This window comes from Crossiella sp. CA-258035 (assembly GCF_030064675.1).
Taxonomy (GTDB): Bacteria; Actinomycetota; Actinomycetes; order Mycobacteriales; family Pseudonocardiaceae; genus Crossiella.
Genome location: NZ_CP116413.1, coordinates 2,913,927 through 2,931,284, shown reverse-complemented (window position 1 = coordinate 2,931,284; position 17,358 = coordinate 2,913,927). Strand labels below are relative to the sequence as shown.

Annotated in this window: 16 protein-coding genes; 10 read left to right on the top strand and 6 right to left on the bottom strand. The window is 72.2% G+C overall.

From position 1 onward, the window contains the following. The first annotated feature begins 17 nt into the window (after window positions 1–17). Complete coding sequence (locus tag N8J89_RS13475; RefSeq protein ID WP_283664684.1) at window positions 18–623, top strand: TetR/AcrR family transcriptional regulator C-terminal domain-containing protein; 606 nt, start codon at window positions 18–20, stop codon at window positions 621–623. Here the strand turns inward: N8J89_RS13475 and N8J89_RS13470 are convergent. Both N8J89_RS13470 and N8J89_RS13465 read right to left on the bottom strand, forming a co-directional pair. Further along, window positions 607–1,404 carry an enoyl-CoA hydratase-related protein gene (locus tag N8J89_RS13470; RefSeq protein ID WP_283664683.1) on the bottom strand — a complete coding sequence of 266 codons (798 nt, stop codon included), beginning with the start codon at window positions 1,402–1,404 and terminating at the stop codon, window positions 607–609. The genes N8J89_RS13475 and N8J89_RS13470 overlap by 17 nt on opposite strands. 11 nt (window positions 1,405–1,415) lie before the next feature. After that, window positions 1,416–2,594 (bottom strand): thiolase family protein, encoded by a 1,179-nt coding sequence (locus tag N8J89_RS13465; RefSeq protein ID WP_283664682.1) that lies wholly within the window; start codon window positions 2,592–2,594, stop codon window positions 1,416–1,418. A 47-nt stretch (window positions 2,595–2,641) separates the two neighbouring features. On the opposite strand from N8J89_RS13465, the gene N8J89_RS13460 reads away from it, so the two are divergent. From N8J89_RS13460 to N8J89_RS13450, 3 genes are all read left to right on the top strand, one after another. After that, entirely contained in the window at window positions 2,642–3,397 is a 756-nt protein-coding gene (locus N8J89_RS13460; protein WP_283664681.1) for an SDR family NAD(P)-dependent oxidoreductase, read from the top strand. Continuing rightward, the gene (locus N8J89_RS13455; protein ID WP_283664680.1) at window positions 3,394–3,792 is read left to right on the top strand and encodes a RidA family protein; all 399 of its coding nucleotides are present in this window, start codon (window positions 3,394–3,396) and stop codon (window positions 3,790–3,792) included. The genes N8J89_RS13460 and N8J89_RS13455 overlap by 4 nt, the downstream gene beginning before the upstream one ends. Before the next feature lie 372 nt (window positions 3,793–4,164). After that, the gene (locus tag N8J89_RS13450) at window positions 4,165–4,707 is read left to right on the top strand and encodes a DinB family protein (protein ID WP_283664679.1); all 543 of its coding nucleotides are present in this window, start codon (window positions 4,165–4,167) and stop codon (window positions 4,705–4,707) included. Window positions 4,708–4,717: 10 nt separating this feature from the next. On the opposite strand, the gene N8J89_RS13445 is transcribed toward N8J89_RS13450, so the two are convergent. After that, entirely contained in the window at window positions 4,718–5,578 is an 861-nt protein-coding gene (locus tag N8J89_RS13445; protein ID WP_283664678.1) for a PaaX family transcriptional regulator, read from the bottom strand. Between the two features lie 105 nt (window positions 5,579–5,683). On the opposite strand from N8J89_RS13445, the gene N8J89_RS13440 reads away from it, so the two are divergent. Further along, window positions 5,684–7,315: an AMP-binding protein gene (locus N8J89_RS13440; RefSeq protein WP_283664677.1), complete on the top strand. Its 1,632-nt coding sequence runs from the start codon at window positions 5,684–5,686 to the stop codon at window positions 7,313–7,315. Next, window positions 7,312–7,695, top strand: a complete 384-nt coding sequence (locus tag N8J89_RS13435) for a DUF952 domain-containing protein (RefSeq protein ID WP_283664676.1) — start codon at window positions 7,312–7,314, stop codon at window positions 7,693–7,695. Before N8J89_RS13440 ends, N8J89_RS13435 begins: the two co-directional genes overlap by 4 nt. On the opposite strand, the gene N8J89_RS13430 is transcribed toward N8J89_RS13435, so the two are convergent. After that, window positions 7,682–8,443 carry an SDR family NAD(P)-dependent oxidoreductase gene (locus N8J89_RS13430; RefSeq protein ID WP_283664675.1) on the bottom strand — a complete coding sequence of 254 codons (762 nt, stop codon included), beginning with the start codon at window positions 8,441–8,443 and terminating at the stop codon, window positions 7,682–7,684. The genes N8J89_RS13435 and N8J89_RS13430 overlap by 14 nt on opposite strands. A gap of 56 nt (window positions 8,444–8,499) precedes the next feature. Here N8J89_RS13430 and N8J89_RS13425 point away from each other — a divergent pair, with 56 nt between their 5' ends. Genes N8J89_RS13425 through N8J89_RS13410 form a run of 4 tightly spaced genes read left to right on the top strand, consistent with a single transcriptional unit; the run spans window position 8,500 to window position 15,978 of the window. Continuing rightward, window positions 8,500–10,851 (top strand): bifunctional salicylyl-CoA 5-hydroxylase/oxidoreductase, encoded by a 2,352-nt coding sequence (locus tag N8J89_RS13425; protein ID WP_283664674.1) that lies wholly within the window; start codon window positions 8,500–8,502, stop codon window positions 10,849–10,851. Beyond that, entirely contained in the window at window positions 10,851–12,905 is a 2,055-nt protein-coding gene (locus N8J89_RS13420) for an acetate--CoA ligase family protein (RefSeq protein WP_283664673.1), read from the top strand. The genes N8J89_RS13425 and N8J89_RS13420 overlap by 1 nt, the downstream gene beginning before the upstream one ends. A gap of 1 nt (window position 12,906) precedes the next feature. Continuing rightward, window positions 12,907–14,448: a class I adenylate-forming enzyme family protein gene (locus N8J89_RS13415; RefSeq protein ID WP_283664672.1), complete on the top strand. Its 1,542-nt coding sequence runs from the start codon at window positions 12,907–12,909 to the stop codon at window positions 14,446–14,448. 3 nt (window positions 14,449–14,451) lie between these two features. Continuing rightward, the gene (locus N8J89_RS13410; protein ID WP_283664671.1) at window positions 14,452–15,978 is read left to right on the top strand and encodes an acyl-CoA mutase large subunit family protein; all 1,527 of its coding nucleotides are present in this window, start codon (window positions 14,452–14,454) and stop codon (window positions 15,976–15,978) included. Here N8J89_RS13410 and N8J89_RS13405 read toward each other — a convergent pair. Both N8J89_RS13405 and N8J89_RS13400 read right to left on the bottom strand, forming a co-directional pair. Beyond that, window positions 15,975–16,499 (bottom strand): hypothetical protein, encoded by a 525-nt coding sequence (locus tag N8J89_RS13405; RefSeq protein ID WP_283664670.1) that lies wholly within the window; start codon window positions 16,497–16,499, stop codon window positions 15,975–15,977. The two genes, N8J89_RS13410 and N8J89_RS13405, sit on opposite strands and share 4 nt — an antisense overlap. Window positions 16,500–16,560: 61 nt before the next feature. Beyond that, window positions 16,561–17,358 (bottom strand): EI24 domain-containing protein, encoded by a 798-nt coding sequence (locus N8J89_RS13400; protein WP_283664669.1) that lies wholly within the window; start codon window positions 17,356–17,358, stop codon window positions 16,561–16,563.

Below are 17,358 nucleotides of genomic sequence, written 5' to 3'. Positions count from 1 at the left end.
CTGATAGGGTGCGGGTTGTGGCGATCGATCTCCCCCAGATCACCGCGGCCGCGGTGCGGCTGCTGGACGAGCACGGCCTGGCCGGGCTGAGCACCCGCAAGCTGGCCGCCGAGCTGGGCGTCCAGTCACCGACGCTGTACTGGCACGTGCGCAACAAGGACGAGCTGCTGGACTTGGTCGCCGAGGCGATCTGCGCGGAGGCATTCGACATCGACGAGTCGCTGCCCTGGCGGGAGCAGCTGGCCACCGGACTGCGCCAGTTCCGGACGCTGCTGCGCTCACACCGGGACGCCGCGCAGCTGCTGCGCGCCCGCCCGCCGCGCGGCCCGCACCGGCTGGGGCACATCGAGACCACCACCCGGATCCTGCTGGACGCGGGCTTCTCCCCCGCCGACACGGCCGCGATCTCGGTGCTGCTGGCCGACCACGTGCTCGCCTCCGCCGCCGAGGACGACCGCAGGGCGGGCACGGCTCCGCGCGCCGGACTCAGCCCGCCCGAGGGGTTCCCGCACCTGGCGCGGGTGGCCCCGGCCTACCGCGAACTGACCGGGGAGGCGCTGTTCGAGCTGGGCGTGCAGGTGCTGCTGGACGGGCTGGCCGCGCGGCTCAGCGGTACGGCTTGAAGTCCGGGGCCCGCTTCTCCGCGAACGCGGCCGCGCCCTCCCGGCCCTCCGGCGTCTCGGTGAACAGCTCCAGCCCGTCGAAGGCCAGGTGCGAGATGCCGCCGATGTGGTCGGTGTCGGCGTTGAAGGAGTGCTTGAGGAAGCGCAGCGCGGTCGGCGAGTAGGAGCCGATCTTGCGCGCCCAGGCGCGGGCGGTGTCCAGCAGCTCGGCGGCCGGGACCACCTGGTTGACCAGGTTCCAGCGCTCGGCGGTGTGCGCGTCGAACAGGTCCAGCAGGAACCAGATCTGGCGGGCCCGCTTCTCCCCCACCACCCTGGCCAGGTAGGCCGAGCCGAACCCGGCGTCGAAGGAGCCGACCCTGGGCCCGGACTGGCCGAAGCGGGCGTGCTCGGCGGCCACGGTCAGGTCGCAGAGCACGTGCAGCACGTGGCCGCCGCCGACCGCGACGCCGTTGACCGCGGCGATCACCGGCTTGGGCACGTCCCGGATGATCCGGTGCAGCCGCTCGATCTCGAAGGTGCCCCACTCGGTCTCGCCGTAGCCGCCGGTCTCGGCGCGTTCCTTGACGTCACCGCCGGCGCAGAAGGCCTTCTCCCCCGCGCCGGTGAGGATGATCGCGGCCACCCGCTTGTCCGCCCAGGCATGCTTGAACGCCGCGATCAGCTCGTCCACCGTGCGGCCGCGGAAGGAGTTCATCCGCTCCGGCCGGTTGATGGTGATCACCGCGTGGTTGTCCTCTTCCACGGTGTAGCCGACGTCGGTGAAGTCCTCGATGCGCACGGGTCTTCCTCTCAGTCCGTCTCGACGAGCACGGCCATGCCCTGCCCGACTCCGATGCAGGCCGCGACCACGCCGAGGCCACCGCCGCGCCGCCGCAGGCCACGCGCGCAGTCCACGATCGCGCGCGGCATCGAGGCGCCCAGCGGGTGGCCCAAGGCGATCGCGCCGCCGTCCGGGTTGACCAGCCCAGCCTCCAGCGGACAGCCCTCCGCCGCCAGTTGGTCCATTGTGGACAGCACCATGGCGGCGAACGCCTCGTTGATCTCCCAGCGGGCGATGTCCTTGGCGGACAGGCCGTTGCGGCGCAGCAGGGTGAGAATGGCCGGCACCGGGGCGACAGCGAAGCGGTGCGGGTCGGTGGCCGCGATGGCACTGTCCCTGATCCGGGCCAGCGGGGTCAGTCCGAGCTCGGCGGCGGCCTCGCGGGTGCCCATCAGGGTGGCCAGCGCGCCGTCGGAGAGCGGGGAGGAGTTGCCCGCGGTGACCGCGCCCTCGGGGCTGAACGCCGGGCGCAGGCGGGCGAGCGCGGCGGCCGAGGTGTCCGGTCGCAGCGCCTCGTCCCTGGCCACGTCCGCCACCGGCAGGACCCAGTCGTGCCAGCCCTTGTCCCAGGCGGTGGTGGCGAGCTGGTGCGAGCGCAGCGCCCAGTCGTCCTGGGCCGCGCGGCCGATGCCGAGCTCCGCGGCGACCTGTTCGGCGCAGGCGCCCAGGCTCGCGGTCCACTCGGCGGGGAACTTCGGGTTGACCAGCCGCCAGCCGAGCGCGGTGGACACCATCTCCATCCGCTGCGGCAGCACCTCATCGGGCCGCGGCACCACGAACGGGGCCCGGGACATGCCCTCCACACCCCCGGCGATGACCACCCGGCCCGCACCGACGGCGAGCAGCCGAGCGGCCTGCACCACGGCCTCGCCGCCCGAGGCGCAGAGCCGGTTGACGGTCACCCCGGGCACGGTCACCGGCAGTCCGGCCAGCAGCGCGGCCATCCGCCCGATGTTGCGGTTCTCCTCGCCCGCGCCGTTGGTGTTGCCGTAGACGACCTCGTCCACCAGCGCCGGTTCCAGGTCCGGGTTGCGGCGGAGCAGCTCGGCGATGGGCAGGGCGGCCAGGTCGTCGACCCGGACACCGGCCAGCCCACCGCGGTGGCGGCCGAACGGGGTGCGCACGGCATCGAGCAGATAGGCGTCCATATGTCGTTATCTTGACGGTCGTCACCAACGTTTGACAAGCTTTGCCGGTGATCGCACGTATCGCCCTGGTCACCGGGGCCGGCCGGGGTATCGGCGCGGCCGTGGCCCGGCGGTTGTCGGCTGACGGGCACCGGGTGGCGCTGACCGCGCGCAACGCGGCTGAGCTGCGGGCGGTGGCCTCGTCGTTGCCCGGGGAGTCACTGGTGCTGCCCGCGGACCTCACCGAGCCGGGTGCGGTGGACTCCCTGTTCGACGCGGTGGAGGCGGCGTGGTCGCCGGTGGAGATCCTGGTGGCGAACGCCGGATCGGGCACTGCCGCGCCGCTGCACCGGATCTCGGACAGTGAGTGGTCGACCACTCTCGCTTTGAACCTGACCGCGCCGTTCCAGTGCTTCCGGCGGGCTGTGCCAGCGATGCGGGAGGCGGGGTGGGGGCGGTTGATCGCGATCGCGAGTACCGCGGCGAAGCAGGGGGAGTCCCACATCGCTGCTTATACGGCGGCGAAGCACGGGGTGCTGGGGTTGGTGCGGTCGGCGGCGGCCGAGTTGGCGAAGACCGGGGTTACGGTGAACGCGATCTGTCCTGCTTATGTGGACACGCCGATGACGGATCGGACGGTGGCGGCGGTGGCTGCGCGGACCGGGCGGGCGGCGGATGAGGTTCGGGCGCAGTTGGCGGCGAAACAGCCGATCGGGCGGATGATCACGCCGGACGAGGTTGCGGATGCGGTGGCTTTTTGTGTGGCGAGTGCCGGGTTTACCGGGCAGGGGTTGAACATCGACGGTGGGACGGTGCAGTCGTGAGCCAGGAACGCGTCAATCCTCCTGAACTGGCCAAGCCCTCCGGCTTCAGTCATGCGGTGGTGACCACCGGGAGCCGGGTGGTCCACTTGGCTGGGCAGACCGCGCTCGATGCTGACGGGAAAGTTGTTGGCGGGGATGTGGTGGGGCAGTTCAGGCAGGCGCTGGGGAATCTGTTGGTGGCGTTGCGGGCTGCGGGTGGGTCGGCGGATCAGTTGGCTTCGTTGACGGTGTATTTGACGGATATTGATGACTACAAGCGGCGTGCCAAGGAGATCGGGGTGGTGTGGCGCGAGCTTGTGGGTGGGAGTTATCCGGCGATGGCGGCTGTTGGGGTTTCTCGGTTGTGGGATCGGGAGGCTGTGGTTGAGCTGCAGGGGGTTGCTGTTTTGCCGTAGGGGCAAGAGCGACAGTCAAGAGCGTCCTCGCCGGACGGGCAGAGATCAAAGCATGGGGGGAAGAGCCAAAGACGCAGGCTTGGTCTTGAGGTTCCCCATGCCCGTCAACCTTCCGAAATCGAATCACATCCCAGCGAGCAGCCGCCGTTGCGTTGCGCTTTGTTGGCGGCGGTTGCTGTGCGCGTCTGCTCGCTGGGATGTGGTGCGATGTCTCCAGGTTGACGGGCATGGGGAACCTCAAGACTCGGTGGACGTTTGAAAAGCCAGCCCCTCGCCGGTTCGCGGGCTTCGCCCTGCGGTCGCGTTGTGGTCGCACTGCGGACGCGAGTTCGCTGGGCGGCGGGTGTCGGTGGTGGGTGGCAGGCTCCGGGTATGGCACTCACCCAGCCCGCGCACGTCTCCCCCAACTGGCCCGACGACCCCCGCGCCCCGCTCCCGCTCGACGGGTCCGAGCGCGAGATCCTCACCGCCTACCTCGACTGGCACCGCGCCACCTTCGAGCTGAAATGCCGGGGTGTTCGCCCGGAAGCCCTTTCGCACGCCCAGATCCCGCCCTCGACGTTGACCCTGCACGGGATTCTGCGACATCTGGCGGGAGCGGAGCGGTGGTGGTTCCAGATGCAGTTCGCGCGGCGGGAGGTGCCGCACCTGCACTACTCGGATGAGGATCCCAGTCAGGATTTTGATCGCCTGGACGGGGATGTGGACGAGGCGTTCGCGCAGTGGCGGGCGGAGGTGGCGGTGTCCCGGGAGATCGTGGCGGCGCATGCGCTGGACGACACCGGGGTGCACCTGGCCACCGGGCGGCCGTTGGCGTTGCGGCGGGTGCTGGTGCACATGATCGCGGAGTACGCGCGGCACTGCGGGCACGCGGACCTGTTGCGGGAGCGGACGGATGGCGTGACCGGGCACTGACTCCCGGCCGTCAGCGGCTGAGGCGGGACTGGGCGTGTTCGTGGGCTGCTGGGGCCAGTTTGGCTTGGAGGGTGACGAACAGGTCCGCTGCCTCCGTGCCGGGCCAGTCGGTGGGGAGGAGTTCGGCGGGGAGGCCCGGGTCCAGGTACGGGAGGCGGCGCCAAGCGGTGAGCAGGCGGACGTAGTCGGTGAATGCCTCGGCCGGAGGGACTGTGCGGCGGCGGCGCCAGCGGGCGGCCAGGGGGCCGTGGGCGGTGAGGAACTCGGTGTAGAGGGCTTGCAGGGCGGGGAGGTCCCACCAGGTGGTGACCTTGTCCCGGAGGGTGGCGAAGCCGAGGTGGTCGGCGCGGAAGAGGTCGACGTAGGCGGACAGGCCGAGGCGGGTGAGGACCTCGGCGGTTTCCGCCTGGAGGTGGGCCGGGGCGATCCAGACGCCGGGGGCGGTGTTGCCGAAACCCAGGCGGGTGAGCTGGGAGCGCAGGGTGTGGCGCTTCTGGCGTTCGGACTCCGGGACGGAGAAGACCGCGAGCACCCAGCCATCGGCCAGGGTGGGGCGGGGGCGTTCGAAGATGCGGTGGTCGCCCTCGCGGAGGATGAGTCTGGCCTGCTCGGAGAGGGCGTAACCGGCCGCGCCGCCGACCCGGGAGGCGTCCAGGATGCCGCGGCGCTTGAGGCGGGAGATGGAGGAGCGGACCGCCGGTTCGTCCACGCCCAGCTCGCCAAGCAGGCGGATCAGGGCGGCCACCGACAGCCAGCCGCCGACCTCGCGGGCGTACAGGCCGTACACGGTGACGATCAGCTGCCGGGGTTGCGCGGACTGCGCGTCCGTCGCTCCCCCGTCCACTTCGGACAGGTCAACCAGGGTGGTCACCAGCAAACGATATCGTGTCGATGCGTATGTCGGCCTATTGACTGTCGTCATGAACGGTGAATACTGGCCGGGCAGCCCGCCGACGCCGAGACGAGGTGCGTGCCAGTGGTTCTCTCCCGCTCAGCACACGTCGACACGTTCTGCCGCGACCACCTGCCGCCGCGCGAACAGTGGCCGGAGCTGGAGTTCACCCTGCCCGAGCTGGTCTACCCGGACCGCCTGAACTGCGCGGTCACCCTGCTGGACGACACCATCGCCCGGCACGGCGCGGACCGGCCGTGCCTGCTCACCCCCGGCGGCGAGACCTGGACCTACGGGCAGCTGCGGGACCGGGCGAACCAGGTGGCCAGGGTGCTGGTGGAGGACCTGGGACTGGTGCCGGGCAACCGGGTGCTGCTGCGCGGACCCAACAACCCGTGGCTGGTGGCCTGCTGGTTCGCGGTGCTGCGCGCGGGCGGCGTCGCGGTGACCACCATGCCACTGCTGCGGGCCGGTGAGCTGCGCGCGCTGGCCGAGATCAGCAAACCCGCGATCGCGCTGTGCGACAACCGGTTCCTGGACGATCTCGCCGCCGCGGACATCCCGGCGATCAGCTACGGCGGCGACACCCCGGCGGACCTCACCGTGCGCGCGGCGGCCAAACCCGTCGACTTCGAGCCGGTGCGCACCGCCGCCGACGACGTGGCGCTGCTGGCCTTCACCTCGGGCACCACCGGCCGACCCAAGGCCACCCTGCACTTCCACCGGGACGTGCTGGCCAACTCCGACACCTTCGCCCGGCACGTGCTGCGCCCCACCGCCGAGGACGTCTTCACCGGCACTCCCCCGCTGGGCTTCACCTTCGGCCTCGGCGGCCTGGTGGTGTTCCCGCTGCACGTCGGCGCGGCCACCCTGCTACTGGAACGGGCCACCCCGGCCCAGCTGGCCGAGGCGGTGCGGGCGCACGGGGTGACCGTGCTGTTCACCGCGCCCACCGCCTACCGGGCCATCCTGGCCGCCGGGCACGCGGACCGATTACGCGGGCTGCGGCGGTGCGTCTCCGCCGGTGAGGCGCTGCCCAGCGCGGTGTGGCACGAGTTCCAGCGCAGCACCGGTCTGCGGATCATCGAGGGCATCGGCGCCACCGAGCTGCTGCACATCTTCATCTCCGCCGCCGACGAGCAGATCCGGCCCGGCGCCACCGGCAAACCCGTGCCCGGCTTCCGCGCGGAGATCCTGGACTCCGACGGCAAACCGCTGCCCGACGGCGAGGTCGGACGGCTGGCCGTGCGCGGGCCGACCGGCTGCCGCTACCTCGACGACGAGCGGCAGCTCAGCTACGTCCAGGACGGCTGGAACCTCACCGGTGATGCCTACCTGCGCGATGCCGACGGCTACTTCTGGTACCAGGCCCGCACCGACGACATGATCATCTCCTCCGGCTACAACATCGCCGGGCCGGAGGTGGAGAACGCGCTGCTCAGCCACGCCGAGGTGGTGGAGTGCGGGGTGGTCGGCGCGCCGGATGAGCAGCGCGGCATGGTGGTGCACGCCTACGTGGTGCTCACCCCTGGCGTGACCGGGGACGCGGCCAAGGTCGCCGAGCTGCAGGAGTTCGTGAAGAGCGTGATCGCGCCGTACAAGTACCCCAGGGTGATCGAGTTCCTGCCCGAGCTGCCCCGCACCACCACCGGCAAGCTGCAACGCTTCCGGCTCCGCGAACGCGCCGCCCAGGACTCTGGGATCATCGGCGGGTGATCCTGCACATCTGCTCCCGAGCCGAGTGGGCCACCGCTCAGGAAACCGGCCGCCACGAGCCCGCCGGGTACGCCGCCGAGGGTTTTGTGCACTGCTCCGACTTCGGCCTGGTGCACCTGCCGGCGAACCGGCTCTTCCGCGGCCGGGACGACCTGGTGCTGCTGGTGATCGACCCGGACCTGCTGGACGTGGACCTGGTGTGGGAGCGCGCCTCCAGCGATCCGGACAACCCGGCCGCGCCGTGGTTCCCGCACGTCTTCGGCACCATCCCGGTCAGCGCCGTGGTCGCGGTGCACGACTTCCCCGAGCAGCCGCACGGCTTCGAACTGCCACCCGCGCTGCGCCGCTGGCCGGTGGCCCGCAACGTCACAGGGGCATGAACCGGCCGCCGTTGACGTCCAGCACCACGCCGGTGATGTAGGAAGCCTGCGCCGAGGCCAGGAACAGGATCGGGTCCACCGCCTCGCGCAGTTCCGGCATGCGGCGCAACGGGATCGCGTCCAGCACCTCGTCCCGCTCGGCCTGGCTGAGGTCGTCGAACATGCCCCGCAACCGGTCGGTGAGGAACAGGCCGGGCGCGATCGCGTTCACCCGCACCCCGTCCGGCCCGGCCTCCTTGGCCAGCCGCTTGGTCAGTCCGACCAGGGCGGCCTTGCTCGCCGCGTACGGCACGCCGGTGACCGGGCTGGGCTGGCGGCCGCCGATGGAGGAGGTGGTCACGATCGCGCCGCCGCCCGCCGCGGCCAGGTAGGGCAGCGCGGCCTGGCAGCAGTAGAAGGTGCCCTTGAGGTTCACGTCGACCACCAGGTCCAGGTGCTCCGGCTCGATGTCGGCCAGGTCGCGTGGCGTGCCCAGTGAGCCGCCGGCCAGCGCGACGAGCACGTGCGGGCCGTCCAGCTCCCGGTGCACCGCGGCCATCGCCCCGGCCACCTGGTCCCGCTCGCGGACGTCCACGGTGAACCCGGCGGCCACCGCGCCGCCCGCGGTCAGCTCGGCCGCGACCTGCTCCGCACCGGCCAGGTCCAGCACCGCGACCGCGGCGCCCTCGGCGGCGAGCCCCGCGCACACCGCGCGGCCCAGCCCACCGGCGCCGCCGGTCACCACTACCGTCCGATGAGCGAAACGCATCCCGACCTCATTTCGTTCTGTTGACGGTCGTCAGGATTGCAGCATACCCTGACCGGGTGCGAATCGCGGTCATCGGTGGTGGGCCAGGCGGGCTCTACTTCGCCGCGCTCGCCCGTCAGCTAGGTCAGCACGACATCACCGTGTGGGAACGCAACGCCGCCGATGACACCTTCGGCTTCGGCGTGGTGTTCTCCGATGAGACCCTCGGCGGCATCGAGCACGCCGATCCGGTGATCCACCAGGCCATGCAGCGGGAGTTCGCCCGCTGGGACGACATCGACGTGCACTACCGCGGCCAGGTGATCACCTCCGGCGGCCACGGGTTCGCCGCGATGAGCCGCCGTCGGCTGTTGCAGGTGCTGCACCAGCGCTGCGCCGAGGTCGGCGTGCGCCTGCACCTGTCCACCCCCGCGCCGGATGTGGCCGAGCTGGCCGCCACGCACGACCTGGTGATCGCCGCGGACGGGGTGAACTCCGCGGTGCGCGCCCGCTACGCCGAGGTGTTCCAGCCGACCGTGGAGTCCCGGCGCTGCCGGTACATGTGGCTGGGCACCGACCTGGTGTTCCCCGCGTTCCTGTTCCACGTGGAGGACACCCCGCACGGGGTGATGCAGATCCACGGCTATCCCTACGACGCCAAGGGCAGCACGTTCATCGTGGAGATGCACGAGGACGTGTGGCAGCGGGCCGGTTTCGCCGAGCACCACCGCGAGGGCCTGGCGCCAGGGGAGAGCGACGAGGGCTCGATCGCCCTGCTGCGCGAGATGTTCGCGCACGTGCTGGACGGGCACGAGCTCTACGCCAACAACTCCCGCTGGGTCACCTTCGGCACCGTGCGCAACCAGACCTGGCGCAACGGCAACATCGTGTTGCTCGGCGACGCCGCGCACACCGCGCACTTCTCCATCGGCTCCGGCACCAAGCTGGCCATGGAGGACGCGCTCGCGCTGGCCGCCTGCCTGCACGAGGAGTCCACAGTGGACTCGGCGCTGACCGCCTACGAGGCGGAGCGGCGGCCGGTGGTGCTCTCCACCCAGCGCGCCGCGCAGGCCAGCCTGGAGTGGTTCGAGAGCCTGGGCTGCTACACCCACCAGGACCCGGCCCAGTTCGCCTTCAACATCCTCACCCGCAGCCGCCGGGTCACCTACGACAACCTGCGGCTGCGCGACCCGGAGTTCGTGGCCGGGGCCGACGCCTGGTTCGCCGGCGGCGGCGAGGTCCGGCCGCCGATGTTCCAGCCGTTCCGGCTCGGCGGGCTGGAGCTGAAGAACCGGATCGTGGTCTCCCCCATGGACACCTACTCCGCGGTCGACGGCACGCCGAACGACTTCCACCTGGTGCACCTGGGCGGCAAGGCGCTCGGCGGGGCCGGGCTGGTGATGACCGAGATGGTGTGCGTGTCCGCCTCCGGCCGGATCACCCCCGGCTGTGCGGGGTTGTACCGCCCGGAGCACGAGGCCGGATGGCGGCGGGTGGTGGACTTCGTGCACGCCAACAGCACCGCCCGGATCGGTGTCCAAATAGGACATTCCGGCCGCAAGGGCTCCACCCGGCTGATGTGGGAGGGCATGGACCAGCCGCTGCCCGAGGGCAACTGGCCGGTCTGCGGGCCTTCCCCGCTGCCGTACGCGCCCGGCAACCAGGTGCCGCGCGAACTGGACCGGGCCGAGCTGATGCTGATCAGGGAACAGTTCGCCGACGCCGCCCGCTCGGCCGCCAGAGCCGGGTTCGATGTGCTGGAACTGCACTGCGCGCACGGCTACCTGCTCTCCTCCTTCCTGTCCCCGCTGACCAACCAGCGCACCGACGACTACGGCGGCAGCCTGGAGAACCGGCTGCGCTTCCCACTGGAGGTCTTCGACGCGGTGCGCGCGGCCTGGCCGGTGGAACGGCCGATGACGGTGCGCATCTCGGCCACTGACTGGGCCGACGGCGGGGTGGACATCGAGGAGGCGCTGCTCATCGCGGACGCCTTCGCCCGGCACGGCGCGGCCGGGATCGACGTCTCCACCGGCCAGGTCGTCGCCACCGAGCAACCCGCCTACGGCCGCAGCTTCCAGACCCCGTTCGCCGACCGCATCCGCAACGAGGTCGGCCGCAGGCACGGCATCGCGGTGATCGCGGTCGGCGCGATCTCCTCCGCCGACGACGTCAACTCCATCCTGCTGGCGGGCCGCGCCGACCTGTGCGCGCTGGGCCGCATGCACCTCTACGATCCACAGTGGACACTGCACGCGGCGGCCGAACAGGAGTACGCCGGTCCCGCCGCGGACTGGCCGCTGCCGTTCCGGGCCGGACGCCGCCGGCCGCAGACCGGCCGGAGCGACGGACCGCGACCCCGGCTGGACCTGGTGCGCGAAGGCCCGCAGGGCACCCAGCACGCCCGCTGGACCCCGGACGGCCCGTGATGCGCAACTCGCTGTCCGCGCTGTGGTCGGCCCGCTCGGTCGCCGTGGTCGGCGCCAGCGAGCGGCCCGGCGCGCTGGGCGGCCGCCCGGTGCAGTTCCTGCGCCGCTACGGCTACCAGGGCCGCATCCTGCCCGTGCACCCCAAGCACACCGAGCTGTTCGGCCTGCCCGCCCACCCCACGGTCGCCGCCTGCCCCGGCCCGGTCGACCTGGCGATGATCCTGGTGGCCGCGGACCGCGTGCCCGCCGCGATCGAGGACTGCCTGGCCGCCGGGGTCCAAGCCGCCATCGTGTGCTCCTCCGGCTTCGCCGAGACCTGCGCGGAAGGCGCTCGTCGCCAGGAAGCCCTGGTGGCGCAGGCGAAAGCCGGTGGGCTGCGGATACTGGGACCGAACTGCATCGGCTCAGTCGGGGTGGCGACGGGGCAGGTCACCTCGTTCAGCCCACTGTTCGAGGCCCCGACCACGCGACTGGTGCCGGGGTCGCTGGCCCTGGTCAGCCAGAGCGGGGCGCTGGGTTTCGGCGCGGTGAGCCTGGCCTTCGAGCGCGGTCTCGGCCTGGGCTGGGCGGTGAGCACCGGCAACGAGGCCGAGCTGACCGCGTTGGAGGTGCTGGCCACCCTGGCCGAGGAACCGGAGTGCACCGGTCTGCTGGGCTATGTCGAGTCACTGGCCGACGTGGACTCGTTGCGCCGCTTGGCCGCAGCGGGCAAACCGGTGGCGCTGCTCAAGGCCGGTAGCTCGGCGGCGGGGGCGCGGGCGGTGGCCTCGCACACCGGCGCGCTGGCCACCGACGACCGGGTGACCGACGCGGTGCTGCGCCGGTACGGGATCGTCCGGGTGTCCGATGTGGACGAACTACTGGACGTGGGCGAGGCATTCGCCACCGGGACCCGGGCCAGTGGTGACCGGGTGGCGGTGGTGACGACCTCCGGCGGCTCGGGCATCCTGGCCGCGGATGCCTTGGCGCAGCGCGGTTTGCGGCTGGCCGAGCTGAGCGCGAGCACCACCGCGGCGCTGGCGGAGGTCGTGCCCGCGTACGGGTCGGTGGACAACCCGGTGGACGTGACGGCGGCGGTGATGGCCCGGCCGGAGCTGTTCCAGCGCTGCCTGGACGTGGTGGCCGCGGATCCGGCGGTGGACGTGGTGCTGGCCTGCTTCTGCGTGCTGACCGGCTCGGATGTGGCCGGGATCGCGGAGGGATTGGCGCGGGTGCGGCAGGCGACCGGGAAGGCGGTGCTGGTCGCGCGGACCGGGGCGGAGCACCTGGCGCCGGGGGCCGGGGCGGAGTTGCGGCGGGCGGGGATTCCGGTCTACGCGACGCCGGGGCGGGCGGTGGCGGCAGCGGCAGCGGTGACGGCAGGGACGAAACCAGCCGCGGTCGCGGCGGCCGACCGGGGCGCGAGCCCTGCCCCCGGTGACGGTCCGTCCCCTCCCCGCGGCACCAGCGAAGCCGAGTTCAAAGCCCTGCTCCGCGCCCACGGCATCCCGGTCCCGACTGGCCGCCTGGCGACCTCCCCCGACGACGCCATCGCCGCAGTGCGCGAGGTCGGCGGGCGGGCGGTCCTCAAAGCCGTGGTGCCCGACCTGGTGCACAAGACCGAGGCCGGTGGCGTCGTCCTGGACGTCACGCCCGGGACCGCGGCCGCCGAGTACCAGCGCCTGGTCGCGCTCGGTGGGACGGTGCTGGTCGAGGAGTTCGTGACCGGGGCGGTGGAGATGCTGGTCGGGGTCGCGCCGGGGCCGTGTGGGCCGATGCTGGCGCTGGGGCTGGGCGGGATCTTCGCCGAGGTGTTCGACGACGTGGTGCTCGCCCCGCTGCCGGTGGACCCGGCCGAGGTGCGGCGGATGCTCGGTGAGCTGCGGGGAGCCGCGCTGCTGCACGGGGTGCGCGGGCGGGATCCGTCCGATGTGGACGCTCTGGTGGACCTGGTGGTGCAGGTTTCCGCGCTGGTGGCGGGCTGGGGCGGGCAGGTGGATCTCAACCCGGTGGCGGTGCTGCCGCGCGGGGTGCGGGTGCTGGACGCGGTGTACCTGGCCGAAGGAGCTGACTGAGGTGGATGTCGGACGGGTGGTGGCCAGGGCCGTGCGGCGGTTCGGCGCGCGCACGGCGCTGGACGGACCGCAGGGGCGGCAGAGCTTCGCCCAGCTCGGGGACCGGGTGGCGCGGCTGGCCAACGGGTTGCGCGCACTCGGCCTGGCCGCCGGGGATCGGGTGCTGGACCTCCAGACCAACCAGAACACCTACGTGGAAACGGATCTGGCGCTGGCCGCGGCGGGGCTGGTGCGGGTGGCGCTGAACTACCGGCTGCACCCCAGGGACTGGGAGCACATCGCCGAGGACTGCGGGGCCGCCGCGCTGATCTACGACGCGCGGTTCGCCGAGTCCACCGAGGCGCTGCGGGACGGGCTGGCCGGGCGGGTGGTGGTGATCGGCGACGGGCCGGGACTGGGCTACGAGAAGCTGATCGCCGGGGCGTCCGGGAGCTGGCCGTCCACTGTGGCCGACGCGGATGCCTTGGTGTCACTGAATTATTCCTCGGGAACCACCGGCCGACCCAAGGGTGCGCAGCGCACGCACCGGAACCGGCTGGCCAGCGTGCTGAACATGACCGCGGACGTGCTCGGTGAGATCCCCGGCGGCGCGGACACCTACCTGCACGCCGGGCCGATCACGCACACCAGCGGGCTGTTCGTGCTGCCGTTCCTGGTCTCCGGCGCGGCGCAGCTGATCCTGCCGCAGTGGGACCCGGCCGCGGTGCTGGAGGCGGTGTCCCGGCGCGGGGTCACGCACACCGCGCTGGTGCCCACGATGATCGCCCGCCTGCTCGCCCTGCCCGAATGCGACCGGAAGACCATGCGCGGGCTGAAGGTGCTCGGCTACGCCGGCGCGCCGATGCCGCCAGAGCAGATCCGGCAGGCGCACGACCGGATCACGCCGAACCTGGTGCAGTACTACGGCCTGGTGGAGGCCATCCCGCCGGTCACCGTGCTCGACGCCGCCAACCACGCCGCCGGGCTCGGCAGGCAGCCGGACCTGCTGACCTCGGCCGGGCGGCCCGCGTTCGGGGTGGAGGTGCGGGTGGTCGACGAGGACGGGCGCGAGGTGCCGCCGGGGGAGATCGGCGAGGTGGTCACCAGGGGCGAGCACGTGATGCGCGGGTACTGGCAGTCCGGGCGGCGCACCGACCTCGGCAAGAGCGTGCGGGAGGGCTGGCTGCACACCGGCGACCTCGGGCGGCTGGACGAGACCGAACGGCTGTGGCTGGTGGACCGCAAGGGCGACATGATCATCTCCGGTGGGTACAACATCTACCCGCGCGAGGTGGAGGACGTGCTGGCCGAAGTGCCCGGCGTGCACGAGGTCGCGGTGGTCGGCGTGGCCGATCCGGACTGGGGGCAGCGCGTGGTCGCCGCCTACTCCGTCCACAGTGGAGCGTCGGTGGACGAGGCCGCGCTGCTGGCGCACTGCCGGGACCGGCTGGCCGCCTACAAGAAACCCAAGGAGCTGCACCGCGTCACCAGCTTCCCGCTGAACTCCACCGGGAAGATCGCCAAACAGGAGCTGCGGCGCACGCTCGCCGAGCGGGAGGGCTGAGCCGTGGTGGAGCGCCTGCGCCCGGACTACGCGCCGGAAGGTGCCGAACGACCCGGCGAGTTCCCTTACACCCGAGGGGTTTCCGCCGAACCCAAACCGTGGATCATGGGCCAGTACGCCGGGTTCGGCACGCCCGCGGCGAGCAACCGCCGGTTCCAGCAGCTGCTGACCGCCGGGGTCACCGGGTTCAGCGTGGCCCTGGACCTGCCCACCCAGCTGGGCCTGGACTCCGACCACCCGCTGGCCGCGGGCGAGGTCGGCCGGGTCGGCGTGGCCATCGACTCGCTTGCCGACGTCGAGACGCTGATGGACGGGATTCCCCTGGAACGCATCAGCCAGGTGCGCACCACCGCCAACTCCATCGGCTACGTGTGGGCCGCGATGTTCCTGGCCCTGGCCAAGCGGCGCGGGGTCGACCCGAGCTCGTTCGGGCTGTTCATCCAGAACGACGTGCTCAAGGAGTTCATCGCGCGCGGCACCCAGATCTTCCCGCCCGAAGCCTCCCTGCAACTCGCGGTGGACGTGATCGAACACCTGTCCCGGCACGCCACGCGCTGGGTGCCACTGGCGATGAGCGGCTACCACATCCGCGAGGCCGGGGCCGACGCCGTGCAGGAGATCGCCTTCACCTTCGCCAACGCGCGCGCCTACCTGGACGAGTGCGTGCGGCGCGGGCTCAGCGTGGACGCGGTGGCCCCCTCGCTGTTCACCTTCCTCTCCAGCAACATCGACCTGCTGCGCGAGGTGGCCAAGTTCCGCGCCGCGCGCCGGGTGTGGGCGCGGCTGACCCGGGACGTCTACGGGGCCAAGGACCCGCGCTCGCACCAGCTGCGGATCTTCGCCTTCACCGCGGGGTCCTCACTGACCGCGCAGCAGCCGCTGAACAACGTCGCCCGCACCACGGTCGAGGCCACCGCGGCGGCGCTGGCCGGGGTGCAGACCCTGCACGTGTGCGCCTACGACGAGGCCCTCGGCGTGCCCACCGAGGCCGCCGCGACGCTGGCCCTGCGCACCCAGCAGGTGGTGGCCTTCGAGACCGGGCTGACCGAGACGGTCGACCCGCTGGCCGGGTCCTACGCGGTGGAGACGCTGACCGACGAACTGGAGCAGCGGATCTGGGCGCTGATGGGCGATATCGAGGCCAGGGGCGGCGCGCTGGCCTGCATCGGCTCGGGCTGGTTCCAGCGCGAGCTCTCCGACGCCGCCTACCGGCACGCGGTGGAGGTGGAGAGCGGCGAGCGCCCCGTGGTCGGGGTCAACCTGTTCCCCTCCGCCGCCGAGCCCCTGGAGGTGTTCGCGGTGGACCCCGGCGCGGAGGCCGAACAGGTCGCCGCCGTGCGCCGGGTCCGCGACAGCCGCGATGCCGAGGCGGTCGAGCGGGCCCTGGACGAGCTGAGCGCCTCCGCCAAGGCCGGGGCGAACGTGGTCCCGGCCTGCGTGACGGCGGTGGAGGCATACGCGACCGTGGGCGAGATCGTGGACCGGTTGCGCGAGGTGCACGGCCGCTGGACGCCGACCACCGCGTTCTAGCCCAGCCGGGCGCGCTCCGCCCTGGTGAGCGGCACCTCGACCGAGGAGGAGTCGGCGAAGGTCAGGCACAGCACCGGCCGCTTGCGCGTGCCCCGCACCGCCAGCGACTCGAACTCGCCCTCCCACCGCACCCGCACCTCGCCGTAGGCGACCACGAAGGCCGCCACCCGGTCGGCGCCGATGGCCAGGAACGGCTTGCGGCCGGCCCCGCCGAGCCAGACCGGCTGGACCGCCTGGCCGAGGCCGACGGCCCGCGCGTCCGGACCGGACCCGCGCACCCTGGTCTTGCGGTCACTGACGTCCGGGCCGCCCAGCGCGCCGGTGACCACGGAGAGCACCAGCCCGAACGCGGCGACCACGGCCCACATCACCTTGACGTGCCAGGGACTCCGGGGCGGCTCGACGCCCTCGGGCGGGCGCCCGTGGACCTCGAACTCCGCGGGCGTCGAGTAGTCCACCACGGTCCGGGCGTCGGGCCAGACCCGGCTGATCGCCCTGGTGGCCGCGGCTGTGTCGCGCATGATCCGACAGTACGGTCCGCGGCCCCGGGAAACGCGGGTTCCGGACGGGACCAGCCACTCGTCAGCGCGGGTGCAGACTTTCGTCAGTGCGGCGGGACAGCGCCTCGCGGGCCAGCAGGGTGGCGCTGATGAACGCGATCGGCATGGCCAGGATGGACACGAACGGGATCGCGCACAGCAGGTAGGCCGGCACGCCCAGCCCGAGCACCATGCCCCGGTGCCCGCGCAGGATGCGGTGGCGCTGCTTGAGGGTCAGGCCGCGGCGGGTGAACGGCACCGCGGACAGCTCCAGCGCCAGGATCCAGCCGCCCACACAGGCCACCAGGACCGGGATGACGGTCTGGCCCACCACCGGGATGAAACCGGCGAACAGCAGCGGCAGGTTCAGCAGCACGGCCACCGCGACCAGCAGGATCGAGTCGCGGATGCCCAGGAACAGCATGCGGCCGAAGGAGGCCTTCTCCGCGTCCGGGACCCCGCCGAGGCTGTCCTCGACGGTTTCGGAGATGTGTTCGTAGAACGGGCCGCCGACGACCAGGGTGATCGCGGTGAAGGCGACCACGCTGACCGCGATCGCGCCCAGCACCACGGCCAGCCCGGCGACGAACCGGGCGGCCTTGCGCAGCCATTCCGACCAGTTGTCCGCGAACGGGGTGAGCCAGGTGGCCAGGTCACCGGCCCAGTAGGCCAGCGTGACCAGGCCGCCGAGCATCAGCGCCGTGGTCAGCACCGCCGGGATGGCGCCCAGGAGCAGCAGCTTCGGGTTGCGGAAGGCGATACCCACGCCGCGGCCCAGGAAGCCGAGGCCGGTGAGGATGCCGCGGGCGCCGGTGGTGGCAACCTGGGCTGGATGTGACAT

Excerpts from the sequence above, each read along its gene's own strand:
- N8J89_RS13420 (WP_283664673.1), top strand. The coding sequence starts at position 10,851 with ATGCGCAACTCGCTGTCCGCGCTGTGGTCGGCCCGCTCGGTCGCCGTG.
- N8J89_RS13400 (WP_283664669.1), bottom strand. The coding sequence starts at position 17,358 with ATGTCACATCCAGCCCAGGTTGCCACCACCGGCGCCCGCGGCATCCTC.
- N8J89_RS13465 (WP_283664682.1), bottom strand. The coding sequence starts at position 2,594 with ATGGACGCCTATCTGCTCGATGCCGTGCGCACCCCGTTCGGCCGCCAC.
- N8J89_RS13450 (WP_283664679.1), top strand. The coding sequence starts at position 4,165 with ATGGCACTCACCCAGCCCGCGCACGTCTCCCCCAACTGGCCCGACGAC.
- N8J89_RS13405 (WP_283664670.1), bottom strand. The coding sequence starts at position 16,499 with ATGCGCGACACAGCCGCGGCCACCAGGGCGATCAGCCGGGTCTGGCCC.
- N8J89_RS13430 (WP_283664675.1), bottom strand. The coding sequence starts at position 8,443 with ATGCGTTTCGCTCATCGGACGGTAGTGGTGACCGGCGGCGCCGGTGGG.